Genomic DNA, 13,061 nt, shown 5'->3' with positions numbered 1-13,061 from the left:
TTTCTCCCTACTGACGCCAAAGGCAGCTTCCGCTTTTCTCGACGAGGTCTAAACGATTTTGATGCGCTTCTATTTCATCGGCCGTAGCTCGTAAAACCTTTAGGGATTTTCGACCACTTTCTACTCTTCGTATACTTTCCGCTTCGCCTTCTTGTTGACCAGCGTTAAATTGCAGCGACGTTTGGCCACCCGTCATCAATAAGTAGACGTCGGCTAGGATCTCCGCATCGAGTAATGCGCCATGGAGGGTACGGTGCGAGTTATCAATACCGTAACGGTCACATAAGATATCTAGGTTGTTTCTTTTACCCGGAAATATCTTTTTCGCCATCGCCAAGGTATCGATAACTTTACAGTAATCAGCCGTTTTACCTATCGCAGGGTTGAGCTTCTCAAACTCATAATCCATAAAGCCTGTATCGAAGGGCGCGTTATGAGCCACCAGCTCGGCGCCTTTGATAAAGTCGAGAAATTCTTTATGTATGTCTTGGTATTCTGGCTTATCAACCAAGAATTCATCGGTAATGCCGTGAACGCCAATCGCTTCTTCTTGAATCGCACGATCTGGCTTGATATAGACATGGAAGTGACGTCCTGTCGGCTTACGGTTGATGATTTCTACCGCACCGATTTCGACAATACGATGCCCTAAGTAGTGAGGGCCGCCTTCTGTATTCATACCGGTTGTTTCGGTATCGAGTACAATAATTCGCTTATTTTGTGCGTTCACGTCATTTTCTGTCATGGCGTTCGCTTCTGCGTCAACGCTTTGTTCTGGGGTGCTACTGGTATTCATAAGGATAACTGTGTCAGACTATGCCGATAATGTGCTTGAGGTAATAGTATCAAATCATGACGAAACAAGTTGAAATTTTCACTGATGGTTCTTGTTTAGGCAACCCCGGTCCTGGCGGCTACGGCATCGTACTTCGTTACAAAAAAGTCGAAAAGACACTAGCGGAAGGTTTTACCCTAACAACCAATAACCGGATGGAAATGCTCGCCGCTGTCGTGGCTCTACAAACCCTCAAGGAGCCTTGCTCTGTGATTTTAACGACAGACAGCCAGTACGTGCGTCAAGGCATTACACAGTGGATTCATAACTGGAAAAAACGAGATTGGAAAACTGCCGATAAGAAACCAGTTAAAAACGCCGATCTTTGGCAAAGGCTTGATAAAGAAACAGCTCGTCACACCGTGGATTGGCGCTGGGTAAAAGGACATGCGGGACACAGAGAAAACGAAATGTGTGATGATTTAGCACGGACCGCAGCTGAAAGTCCAACTCAAGAAGATACGGGGTATCAGCCAAGCTAACGACCTGCTTTAGTTAGTACACTGAGTTAGACACTCGCTTCAGAGCCATATTTAAAATGAGAAGCCGACTGCTAATCGGCTTTTTCTGTTTTTATCGGGTATGAAGTCTTAGCTGAACTCAACGTACGGCGACTGTGTGTTCTGAAGCTTGCTCCAACCGGAGAGAAACGTCGCTTGAGGTGCCAATGTGGCTTAATCGGTTTGAGTGGATAAGTACGCTTACGAGCGACAATAAAATATTGGCTTCCCGCAAATGATGCACAACCACCCAAACCGTTCTCCAACCACGTCCATATTGCTCGATATTTACTCATAGGAAACAGTGCGTAAGTATCACAATGAATCACTTCATAATTAAGTACACCTAGCCAGTCTTTTACTCGACTTGGTGTGTACATACGGCCACTCCAAGGCAAGCTTTTCTTACGCCAAGGCATCAAACTAGCAAGGCCTATTAGGCTGAACGGGTTAAAACCTGTGATGATGATATAGCCATCATCCATCATCACTCGGTCAACTTCTCTCAATAATCTATGTGGGTCATTGCTATAATCTAATTGATGACTAAACACCACAACGTCGAAGCTTTTCTCTAAAAAGGGCAAATTATAGCCATCCGCTATCACATTATGTAATGGGTTCTGGATATCTAGGTTTACTTGATGTTGAATGTTGCATGTGCAGCTAGAAATCTCACTGCTGAGGCCTCCAAGTTTGAGCATATGGTAACCAAATAACTTAGGGCACCACTCATCCAGTCGAGTTTGAATTGATTCTCTCGACCAGTCTCCATTGTGCAACTGTGCCCAAGTGTAGGGACGCTCAAACTTCTTTCTGCTACGCGCTGGCTTCATCAATAATCTGTCTCACTTATTCTGTCTCACTAAAAGTGACTGGAGAACCAATAATGTTATATATCAAAAGCATACCTGCATTTAATGACAATTACATCTGGCTGATTGAAAATAGCGATCGCCGTTGTGCTGTCGTCGACCCTGGTGATGCATCTCCAGTATTAGAGTACTTAGCACACCATGAGCTAACTTTAGATGCAATCTTGATTACACACCACCACCACGATCACATTGGTGGCGTTCCAGAACTGGTAAGACAATTTCCAGATGTGGATGTCGTTGGCCCAAGAAATGAACCGATTCCGACATTGACCCACCCTGTTGATGACGGTGACCAGTTAGAGCTGTTTGATGAAATCTTCCTTGTGCTTGGACTGAGTGGGCATACTGCTGGCCACATAGGGTACGTAGGTGACGCCAAGTTATTTTGTGGCGATGTGTTGTTTTCAGCAGGCTGTGGCCGAATCATGGAAGGCACACCACAGCAAATGTTTGATGCACTCAATAAGGTAACCGCTCTTCCTCAAGAAACAGAGGTTTACTGTGCACATGAGTACACAGCGGCCAATATCGCATTCGCGCTTGCGGTTGAGCCTGATAACCAACACCTTCAGCAATATCGAGATCAAGTTAACCGACTGCGAGCACAAAATAAACCGACCATCCCCACAAATTTACGCCAAGAGAAATTAGTTAACCCTTTCTTGCGCTATACCGAGCCAAGTGTCGTGAAATCAGTGTCTAATCGCACCGAACAGACTGATGCTTTATCAGTTTTTACCGCTTTACGTACATGGAAGAACGAATTTTAACAAATACAGACTTGTCACTTATAGGGAGTGACAAGTATTATCAGCAGCCGTTTATTAAAAAGGCTGTAACATGCGAGTTAAGTACAGCTGGGCTTTGGTATTACTACTTTCTGGTTGCCAATTAACTCAGTCAGAGAATCCAGACCAAGCTCCCGAGCAAACCAACACATCACAGACTAAAGAAGCTTCGCAAACGAACGTTTCATCAGAAGCGACCAAAGAAGAACCAAAAGTTGAAGCACCTGTTGTTACTCCAAAAACACAAGAAGATGTTTGGAAACGTATTGCGATGCAACTTGAAATGGAAGTACCCGACCAAAAGAAGGTCAATTACTACCGAACTTGGTATCTAAAGCACCCTAGTCACCTCAAAACCGTCTCACAACGTGCTGAACCTTTTCTTTATCTGATCACGACTAAAATTGAAGAAAAAGGCTTACCACTAGAATTAGCACTATTACCCGTTGTAGAGAGTTCTTTCGATGCGTTTGCCTACTCACATGGTAGCGCTGCAGGTCTATGGCAATTCATTTCTGGCACAGGTAAAGACTACGGGCTAGAACAGAACTTCTGGTACGACGGCCGTCGTGATGTCGCCGCTTCTACCGATGCTGCATTAAATTTCCTATCAGATCTCAACAGACGTTTCGATGGCGATTGGAACCATGCCATTGCTGCCTATAACAGTGGCGGTGGTCGAGTGAACAGAGCAATCCGTAAGAACAAGAAACTTGGCAAGCCAATCGACTTTTTCTCTTTGGATCTACCAAAAGAGACCAGTAGCTATGTACCTAAACTGCTTGCCTTGGCTGATGTCATTGCTAACCAAGAAAAGTATGGCATCGACATTCCAGCAATTCCTAACAAGCCAGTATTGACTCTAGTTAACCCAGATGAACAACTTGATTTAGCTATTGCGGCTAATTACGCAGGCATTCCGGTAAAAGAACTGCAAGGTTACAACCCGGCTTACAACCAATGGGCCACAGCACCAGAGAAACACCAACAGCTATTACTTCCTTTAACTACCATTGATAAATTCAATAAAGAATTGGCAGCCAACAAAGGTAAGGGTATGAAGTTGGTGCGCTACAAGGTTCAGTCTGGTGACAGCATCAGCGTACTGGCAAGCAAATATAACACCACCAGCAAAGTTATCCGCACTGCAAATGGTTTGAGCAACAACAATATTCGTATTGGCCAGCACCTGCTTATCCCAACATCAACCAAAGACGACAAGACCTACGCATTAAGCGCATCAAATCGCCTAGCAAGCACACAGTCGAAGAGTCGGGGCCAATATAAGCTCAGCCATACAGTAAAAAGTGGTGACAACTTATGGACAATTGCACGCGCGAATAAGGTATCACACCAATCACTGGCTAAGTGGAATGGCATGGGGCCACGTGACACACTTAGAGTTGGCCAAGAATTGGTCATCTGGAAAAATAGCTCAGACGGCTCAATTATTCGCACTATCTTCTATAAAGTAAGATCTGGTGACACAGTCAGCGGTATTGCATCAAAGTTCAAAGTAAAAAGTGCAGATGTTGTAAAATGGAACACTTTACAGAACAAAAAATACCTACAGCCAGGACAAAAACTGAAGCTGTATGTTGATGTAACTAAGGTAAGTGTATGAACCCGTCAAGTAACCCACTCGTGATGCTGCTGGATATATTCCGATCACCAACAGCTTGTTTCTTAGCGCTTTATCAGCGAAGTGCTTGGGGATGGCAACCCTACGTCGTATTAATACTCAGTCCCTTTTTATTTTGGGGTGCCTATTTTTCGAATGTAGATTTTGCATGGTTAAGCGCAGAGTTGTCACAGCAACTCGCTCAAACTAACCCTGACCAATTGGCGTTACTTGATAGCAACACCCTGCTTGCAAGCGAGATCATCAGCGACGTGTTTGGCCGAACGTTAACCATCGTTTTGTTAGCGTTCTGGTTTAACCTAGCAACCAAACCAAGCCAACATCAGCATAGCTTTTGGCGATGGTTTGCAGCGGCATCGGTAGTGATATTCCCTGCGGTTTTAGGTGACGTAGCGAGCTACGCAAGCCTAATCCTAAAGCACGGTCAGGTGATGAACTACGCGGCAGACTTGAACAGCTTAAACGGCTTGATCAAGTTACCGCTGACCAATGACTGGTCTCAATTTGCTAGCTCATTACCACTGCTGCTTCCATGGTACATTGTACTAGGTTATGCAGCTGTACTGACTTGGACTGAATTTGAACGTGGGCAAGCACTAGTGATTTCAGGCTTGCCATGGGTTGGCTATTACCTAATCTGGGCTATCTACATTCTAGTTTCGTAGATAACCCATTCAATCTAATTTCTTAGATAACCAAGTTAGTAAGAGCTCGCGGCTATTTCACCTTAAAGGTGACTAACATTGAATTATGATCAGAAGCGTTCGTAAAGGGCGCTTTTGCTTTTTCTACCTCTAACCCTCGATAGAACACGTGGTCAAGTACCAATCCTGTCATAAACTGCGTGCGGTTATCGGGGTCAAAATCCACCTCAGTCAAACCGACCTTTTCCAGCGCATCCTTCAACACCGTAAAGCGAGATTTACTCCAACTGTTAAAATCGCCCGCAAAAAGCACGGGCCCGCGATACTGCTGCAGTTTGTCAGTTAAACTATTGAGTTGCGATGCGTAATCTACGGTGCCAAACGTAAAGTTCACGGCATGGATATTGATAACTGCCAACTCTTCCCCATTACTCAGTAGGTAACGAGACCACAGTGCTGATTTTGGCAGTTGAAGCCAAGGCTCTTCATGAGTATAGGCACAAGCTTCGATCGGTAAGTGAGTCGCTAAATTGAGTACACCCGAACTTTGCTTAAATGCTTCAAAAGCGTTAACGCGAATACTGCCCCACTGGCTACTTGTGACCCACAATCGAAAATCATTAGTCACACGTGCTTCTTGCAGTAATACTAAATCACTTCCTGCCGAAAGTTTGTTCAATTCGCTCTGCCAATTACTGCGGTTCTGCTTGTAGATGTTCCACACAGTGATGCTCAATCCATCAGACACATCAATCGCTTTCGGTGTTGAATTCTGGTAGCAGCTATAGATATCGCTGCTGATACTTTGAGAGGAAGTGATCAGGTTAGGCTGACTCGGGATCACGAAGATAAGATGAAAACTAGCAACAGCAAATGTCACCAATAATGTGATGACAATGGTGATTTTCTTAAACATACAACACCCTACCTAAAATGAAAAAGGAGCGATAAACGCTCCTTTTAGGGTAATCGCTTTTTTATACGGCGTCTTCGTCTTCTTCGCCAGTACGAATACGTACCACACGTTCAACGTCAGTAATGAAGATCTTACCGTCGCCAATTTTACCCGTTTGCGCCGTTTCGATAATGGTATCAACACATTGGTCAGCCACTTCGTCGGTCACAACAATTTCTAACTTCACTTTAGGTAAAAAGTCGACCATGTACTCGGCGCCACGGTATAACTCAGTATGGCCCTTCTGGCGTCCAAAGCCTTTCACTTCAGATACTGTCATGCCCGTAATACCCACTTCTGCAAGTGCTTCACGTACATCATCAAGTTTGAATGGCTTGATAATGGCTTCAATCTTTTTCATGTTCATCCCTTAAACTGTATGAATGACTCATTATCGGTTAGCTATAGTAAACATTCAATGAAAAAAGCCAGAGCTTTAAAGCTCTGGCTCGAAATTTATCATCTTGTTTGATCAGCGCTTTTAGAACACTTTACTTAAGACTTGCGTAGTAAGCCGCTAGATTCGCGATATCTTCATCATTCAGCATTGATGCTTGAGCCTGCATAACAGCAGCCAAACCACCGTTACGCTGCTTTGTTTTGTACGCATTAATCGATGAAACAAGGTACTGCTCGTTTTGTCCTTTCAGGTTGGGATAACCTGGGATCACTGCGATACCATCTGCGCCATGACATGCCGCACAGATTGCTGCTTTAGCCTGACCCGCAGCAACATCCCCCGCCAGGGCGTTACCACTCAATAGTCCAAATCCAAGAACTAATCCTAGTGTAATTTTCTTCATTGCATATTCCATTAATTATTTTTATTAAAGTAACGTCGAATTGTGACACAAACTTTTTCTACTTGCTCCAAAGTGCTTCACAATCTTGACCTTGGTAATTTTTATCTACGAATAAGCCTAAAACAGCGATCACTCGATCACCATCCATTAATATTGGCGTTCTGCGCCGTAACCAGCTGGGAACTTGGTATTCCTGAAAGAGTTTTTTGAGCTTTCTACTGTGCCCACGCCCAATTGGATGAGCCGATAATCCTTCCGGGTTAAAGGTAATTCGTAGTACTCCACTTGTATCCTTCAAGCTGAAGTTTTGCGAATTACGACCATTCGATACTGCATCATTCGGTGACGACATTAACTGTAGCTTTCCTAAACTATCGGGCAACTCCAAGTTATCACCAAGCACAACATCAGCTTGCCAACACGACAAGTCTTTAGTCTCCTTCACTATGTACAGGTGATGATTAAAGCGTCTCACTTCGACATCGTTCAGTACTAGCTTAGGATTGGCATCCGCTTGAGCACATGCCACTTCATCCCAGATAAGCTTAAGCTGTTTTTTACTGGGCATCGATTGATTGCAATGGCTGAACCACATCCTTAACAAGCGTGCGCGTAATAGTTCGGAGTGCTGAGATAACGCCTCAATGCTTAATCTCTGGCTATCCCCTAAAGCTTGCTGGAAGTGTGACTCAAGCAACTCATCGAGCAATAACTCTTGCTCTGCACAGAGTTGGGCACTGCGACTGACCGACTCACGAAAGCTTGGCCAACGCTCGGTAAGAACTGGTGTCACTTGATGACGAATAAAGTTACGATCAAAGCGCACGTCCTGATTACTCTCATCTTCGACCCAAGTTAAGCCCATATAATGAGCAAACATTTCAATATCCGTTCGGGTCACTGACAACATAGGTCGAACAATAAAAGCGCCTGCAAACGGGCTCACTTGAGCCATAGAAGAGAGCCCTTTGGGGCCACTGCCTCGCTTTAACGCTAACAAGAACGTCTCCACTTGGTCGTCAATGTGCTGACCAGTAACAAGTAAGTCCCCCTGCCGAAGGTGCTTTTTAAAGACTTGGTATCTAGCATCTCGAGCGAGCTTTTCTACACTTTCTCCGCTGTTGAGATCCAACGACACTCGTTCTATAGCCAATGGAATAGACAAAGCATCACACCATGTTTGGCATTGTTCAGCCCAGAGATCAGCGTTCTTACTCAGACCATGATGTACATGTACCGCACAGCACTCAATGTGATGGGACCTAGCGTATTGCGCAGCCAACTCCAGCAAAACTCGTGAATCGACACCCCCACTGAAAGCGACGATCAATCGACAAGGCTTGAGCGCGCTTTCATTGAGTACAGATGTGAAGGTATCAATTAAGTGTGTCATGAGGCTAATAAACCAGAGATCGTGTGTGAAGGGATAATGTTTTAATAATAAAAAAGGGTTGGCACTGAGTCCAACCCTTTGATCAACTTGTTCGTATGGCTAGCTTTATCGCTAAGGTAATTTATCAGCAGTAGCCGTAGCTCATTAGACGCTGGTAACGACGCTCAAGCAACGTTTCATTATCAAACTGCTCTAGCTCTTCTAGCTGTTTAACTAACATGTCTTTCATGTTCTGAGCGGTTTGTGCAGGGTCGCGGTGCGCGCCACCTAGAGGCTCAGGAATGATTTCGTCGATAAGCTCAAGCTCTTTAAGACGAGGAGCAATCAGGCCCATCGCTTCAGCGGCTTGTGGTGCTTTATCCGAATCGCGCCATAGGATTGAAGCACAACCTTCTGGAGAGATTACTGAGTACGTAGAGTACTGAAGCATGTTCACGTAGTCACCAACACCAATCGCTAGTGCACCACCAGAACCGCCTTCACCCACAACGTTACAGATAACAGGAACTGAAAGTCCTGCCATCACTTTTAGGTTTTTAGCGATAGCTTCAGATTGACCACGCTCTTCAGCACCAACACCTGGATATGCGCCCGCTGTGTCGATGAAAGTAATAATAGGCATGTTGAAACGCTCAGCGGTTTCCATTAGACGTAGCGCCTTACGGTAACCTTCTGGCTTTGGCATACCAAAGTTACGGATCACTTTTTCTTTCGTCTCGCGACCTTTCTGATGACCAATAACCATAACAGGACGGCCATTTAGACGAGCCATACCACCCACAATAGCTTTGTCGTCAGCGTAAGCGCGATCGCCCGCCATCTCTTCAAACTCTGTGAATGCATGCTCCAGGTAATCTTTGGTATAAGGACGTTGAGGGTGGCGAGCAAGTTGAGCTACCTGCCACGCACCTAAGTCACTAAAGATTTTCTGTTTAAGCTCTAAGCTTTTTTTCTCTAGTTGTTCGATTTCTTTGTCTAGATCTACCGCTGCGTCACCACCGTGACGTGAAACGTCACGTAGCGCTTCGATTTTTGCTTCAAGTTCAGCGATAGGCTTTTCAAATTCTAGAAAGTTCAGGCTCATCTATGAATCCTTGTTGATTCAGCTTCATATGCACGAAGCTAAATTTTAGTTAAATTCGAGTTCTACTTGGCTATTTCCAAGCAGCTGTTTTAATTCGTCTAGCAATGTGTCACTTGGCGTCACACGCCATTCTGTGCCCAATGTTAACCGCGCTCTAGCGTCGGCACGTTGGTAGTATACATTGACTGGGACCGTTCCGGCTCTATAAGGTTCTAAGATTTGACCAAAGCGTTCAAAAAATTGATCATTAATCTGGGATTGGTCGATAGATATCGAGACCCCTCGAGCATATTTTTCACGGGCGCTTCCTAAGTCCATGACCTCGCGCGCGGACATTTTAAGCCCACCATTGAAGTCATCAAAGCTGACCTGTCCAGAAACGACCACAATTTTGTCTTTTTCGAGCAATTCAGCATAGCGATCGAGTGCATCAGAGAATAACATCACTTCCATTCGGCCCGATCGATCATCAAGTGTCATCAAACCAATTCGTGTACCACGTTTTGTGGTCATTACTCTCGCCGCAATCACCAAACCAGCAATCGTTAATGACTGGTCACGACGCGTTGGCGTGGCATCCTTCAAACGACAGCTGGTGTATTTCGCTAACTCTTTGATATAAGCATTAACGGGGTGACCCGTTAAATACAAACCAAGCGTTTCACGTTCACCCTCAAGCCAAACCTTCTCTGGCCACTTAGGCACTTGGGTATACTTATGTTCAACCTCTTCTGGAGCATCAGTCAACACACCAAACATATCAGATTGACCAAAAGACTCGGCGTGGTGATGTTGGCTCGCCGCTTTAACTGCATCTTTCAAAGATGCCATCATTGCTGCACGGTGAGGGCCTAATCTATCTAACGCACCGGATAGAATCAACTTTTCGATAACACGCTTGTTGACCTTTTTCAGATCAAGACGCGCGCAGAAGTCGAATAAATCTTTAAAATAACCGCCCTTATTGCGCGCTTCTATGATCGCTTCAATAGGGCCTTCACCTACCCCTTTAATCGCGCCAATGCCATAAACAATCGCGCCATCTTCATCAACATTAAAGCGATATAGGCCAGAGTTGATATCAGGCGGCAGCAGCTTGAGCTTCATACGGAAACACTCATCAACAAGGCCAATAACCTTCTCGGTGTTATCCATATCCGCCGTCATTACCGCCGCCATAAACTCAGCAGGATAATGTGTTTTCAGCCATAGCGTTTGATAGGAAACCAGTGCGTATGCCGCTGAATGAGATTTGTTAAATCCGTAACCTGCAAACTTCTCTACCAAGTCGAAGATTTTCATGGCCAGTTCGCCATCAATACCGTTAGCTTCCGCACCTTCTTTGAAAATACTACGCTGCTTTGCCATCTCTTCTGGCTTTTTCTTACCCATTGCACGACGCAACATGTCCGCTCCGCCAAGCGTATAGCCTGCGAGGATCTGTGCGATTTGCATAACCTGCTCTTGGTACAGGATGATGCCATACGTTGGTTCTAGCGTCTCTTTGAGTGAGTCATGTTGCCATGTTTCATCAGGGTACGATACCGCTTCTCGCCCGTGTTTACGGTCAATAAAGTTATCTACCATGCCCGATTGCAAAGGACCCGGACGGAACAGAGCTACCAATGCGATGATATCTTCAAAACAGTCGGGCTGTAGACGTTTGATCAAGTCTTTCATACCACGCGATTCCAGCTGGAATACCGCGGTAGTTTCAGAATTTTGTAATAGGTTAAACGACGCTTTATCATCAAGAGGTATCGACTCAATACGAACCGGCTCTTTGCCTTCTCTCTTCAAGCGAGGGTTGACTAGGCCTAACGCCCAATCAATGATGGTCAGTGTCCGTAAGCCCAAGAAGTCGAACTTAACCAAGCCAGCAGTTTCAACGTCATTCTTGTCGAACTGCGTTACTGGGAAGTGACCTTCCGCATCAGCATAAATGGGCGCAAAGTCGGTAATCGTGGTTGGTGAAATAACAACCCCCCCCGCGTGCTTACCGGCATTTCGCGTACAGCCTTCAAGGATACGACACTTATCAATCAGTTCGCGAACCTCTTCATCACCATCGTAAAGCTCTGGCAATGCAGGCTCAGCAAGGAAGGCTTTTTCTAGCGTCATGCCCGGATCTGGCGGCACAAGCTTAGAAATTCGGTCCACAAAACCAAACGGATGACCAAGCACACGGCCGACGTCACGGATTACCGCTTTTGCCGCCATGGTACCAAAAGTGATGATCTGAGAAACCGCATCACGACCGTACATTTCAGCAACGTGATCAATAACTTGGTCACGCTTATCCATACAGAAGTCAATATCGAAATCGGGCATGGATACACGTTCTGGGTTCAAGAAACGTTCGAACAGCAAGTCGTATTCGAGTGGATCGAGATCGGTGATATCCAATGCGTAAGCCACTAGAGAGCCGGCACCAGAACCACGACCCGGACCTACCGGCACATCGTTATCTTTTGACCACTGGATGAATTCCATTACGATCAAGAAGTAGCCAGGGAAACCCATGTTGTTGACAACTTCGAGCTCGATTTTGAGTCGTTCATCGTACTCAGGACGACGCTCTGCTCGAACCTTTTCATCTGGGAATAGGAACGCTAGACGTCGCTCAAGGCCTTCTTCAGATTTCTTGATCAGGAAATCTTCAATCGCCAAACCTTCCGTTGGGAAGTTAGGTAGGAAATATTCACCTAGACGAACGGTTACGTTACAGCGCTTAGCAATCTCAACACTGTTCTCAAGAGCTTCAGGAATATCAGAGAAAAGTTCACACATTTCCTCTTCGCTACGAAGATACTGTTGCGCGCTGTAGTTTTTAGGACGACGCGGATCGACCATGGTGTAGCCATCATGAATCGCAACTCGAATTTCATGAGCATCAAACAAGTCTTCAGTTAAGAACACAACTTCGTTGGTCGCTACAACGGGCAAGTCTGCTTGTTCAGCAAGTTCTAACGCAAAGTGTAAGTAAGACTCTTCGTCTGGACGTCCGGTACGAATCAGTTCCAGGTAAAAGCGGTCTGGGAAATACGTTTTGTAAAACTCGACATTACTTGCAACCAGTTCACGGTTACCTTTCAGTAGTGCCTTACCAATCTCGCCTTCTTTCGCGCCCGATAGGATGATCAGACCTTCAGCATGCTCAATTAACCACTCTTTATCAATAACAGGCTGATGCTGTATATGACCACGAAGGTAGGCTTTTGATATCAGCAGCGTTAGGTTGTTATAGCCTTTATTATCGGTTGCAATGACGGTGAGTTTCGTTAACTCATCACCGAAATCTGGAGACTGCATCAAGAAGTCAGCACCAATAATTGGCTTAACCCCGCATCCATGGGCAGTACCGTAGAACTTAACCAAACCACAAAGGTTGGTAAAGTCGGTAAGTGCTAGAGCAGGCATACCCATTTCAGCGACTTTTTTGACCAATGGCGGTACCTTAGATAGGCCATCCACCATCGAAAAGTCACTGTGTACGCGTAGGTGAACAAATTTTGGATCTGACATTATTTTCCCTGAAT

At 45.3% G+C, this 13,061-nt stretch carries 12 protein-coding genes; 4 read left to right on the top strand and 8 right to left on the bottom strand.

Annotated elements, in window-relative coordinates:
* Nucleotides 1-7 precede the first annotated feature (7 nt).
* Nucleotides 8-796, bottom strand: coding sequence for a DNA polymerase III subunit epsilon (dnaQ, locus tag ACED48_RS06415; RefSeq protein ID WP_017056327.1), 789 nt, complete (start codon nt 794-796; stop codon nt 8-10).
* A 56-nt stretch (nt 797-852) separates the two neighbouring features.
* On the opposite strand from dnaQ, the gene rnhA reads away from it, so the two are divergent.
* Nucleotides 853-1,317, top strand: coding sequence for a ribonuclease HI (gene rnhA / locus ACED48_RS06410; protein ID WP_017056326.1), 465 nt, complete (start codon nt 853-855; stop codon nt 1,315-1,317).
* Nucleotides 1,318-1,388: 71 nt separating this feature from the next.
* On the opposite strand, the gene ACED48_RS06405 is transcribed toward rnhA, so the two are convergent.
* Nucleotides 1,389-2,171 (bottom strand): class I SAM-dependent methyltransferase, encoded by a 783-nt coding sequence (locus ACED48_RS06405; RefSeq protein WP_017056325.1) that lies wholly within the window; start codon nt 2,169-2,171, stop codon nt 1,389-1,391.
* A 53-nt stretch (nt 2,172-2,224) separates the two neighbouring features.
* Here ACED48_RS06405 and gloB point away from each other — a divergent pair, with 53 nt between their 5' ends.
* The 3 genes from gloB to ACED48_RS06390 all read left to right on the top strand — a co-directional run bounded on the left by gloB (nt 2,225) and on the right by ACED48_RS06390 (nt 5,308).
* Entirely contained in the window at nt 2,225-2,983 is a 759-nt protein-coding gene (gene gloB / locus ACED48_RS06400; protein ID WP_017056324.1) for a hydroxyacylglutathione hydrolase, read from the top strand.
* 70 nt (nt 2,984-3,053) lie between these two features.
* A complete protein-coding gene (locus ACED48_RS06395) occupies nt 3,054-4,625 on the top strand; it encodes a LysM peptidoglycan-binding domain-containing protein (protein ID WP_017056323.1) in 1,572 nt (523 codons plus the stop codon).
* Nucleotides 4,622-5,308: a YIP1 family protein gene (locus tag ACED48_RS06390; RefSeq protein WP_017056322.1), complete on the top strand. Its 687-nt coding sequence runs from the start codon at nt 4,622-4,624 to the stop codon at nt 5,306-5,308. The genes ACED48_RS06395 and ACED48_RS06390 overlap by 4 nt, the downstream gene beginning before the upstream one ends.
* 52 nt (nt 5,309-5,360) lie before the next feature.
* On the opposite strand, the gene ACED48_RS06385 is transcribed toward ACED48_RS06390, so the two are convergent.
* The 6 genes from ACED48_RS06385 to dnaE all read right to left on the bottom strand — a co-directional run bounded on the left by ACED48_RS06385 (nt 5,361) and on the right by dnaE (nt 13,047).
* Nucleotides 5,361-6,203 (bottom strand): endonuclease/exonuclease/phosphatase family protein, encoded by an 843-nt coding sequence (locus ACED48_RS06385; protein ID WP_017056321.1) that lies wholly within the window; start codon nt 6,201-6,203, stop codon nt 5,361-5,363.
* A gap of 61 nt (nt 6,204-6,264) precedes the next feature.
* Nucleotides 6,265-6,603: a nitrogen regulatory protein P-II gene (glnB, locus tag ACED48_RS06380; RefSeq protein ID WP_004738609.1), complete on the bottom strand. Its 339-nt coding sequence runs from the start codon at nt 6,601-6,603 to the stop codon at nt 6,265-6,267.
* Nucleotides 6,604-6,733: 130 nt separating this feature from the next.
* Nucleotides 6,734-7,045 (bottom strand): cytochrome c, encoded by a 312-nt coding sequence (locus ACED48_RS06375; protein WP_017056320.1) that lies wholly within the window; start codon nt 7,043-7,045, stop codon nt 6,734-6,736.
* 58 nt (nt 7,046-7,103) lie between these two features.
* Nucleotides 7,104-8,438 (bottom strand): tRNA lysidine(34) synthetase TilS, encoded by a 1,335-nt coding sequence (gene tilS, locus ACED48_RS06370; RefSeq protein WP_029626975.1) that lies wholly within the window; start codon nt 8,436-8,438, stop codon nt 7,104-7,106.
* Nucleotides 8,439-8,562: 124 nt separating this feature from the next.
* Complete coding sequence (gene accA / locus ACED48_RS06365; protein ID WP_017056318.1) at nt 8,563-9,522, bottom strand: acetyl-CoA carboxylase carboxyl transferase subunit alpha; 960 nt, start codon at nt 9,520-9,522, stop codon at nt 8,563-8,565.
* A gap of 45 nt (nt 9,523-9,567) precedes the next feature.
* Entirely contained in the window at nt 9,568-13,047 is a 3,480-nt protein-coding gene (gene dnaE, locus ACED48_RS06360; RefSeq protein WP_017056317.1) for a DNA polymerase III subunit alpha, read from the bottom strand.
* Nucleotides 13,048-13,061 lie beyond the last annotated feature (14 nt).

Origin of the sequence: Vibrio sp. 5S239, from assembly GCF_041439575.1 — a bacterium.
GTDB classification, from domain to species: Bacteria; Pseudomonadota; Gammaproteobacteria; order Enterobacterales; family Vibrionaceae; genus Vibrio; species Vibrio kanaloae.
Note: the sequence above shows the minus strand (reverse complement) of the source record. Positions and strands in the feature narration are given on the sequence as shown.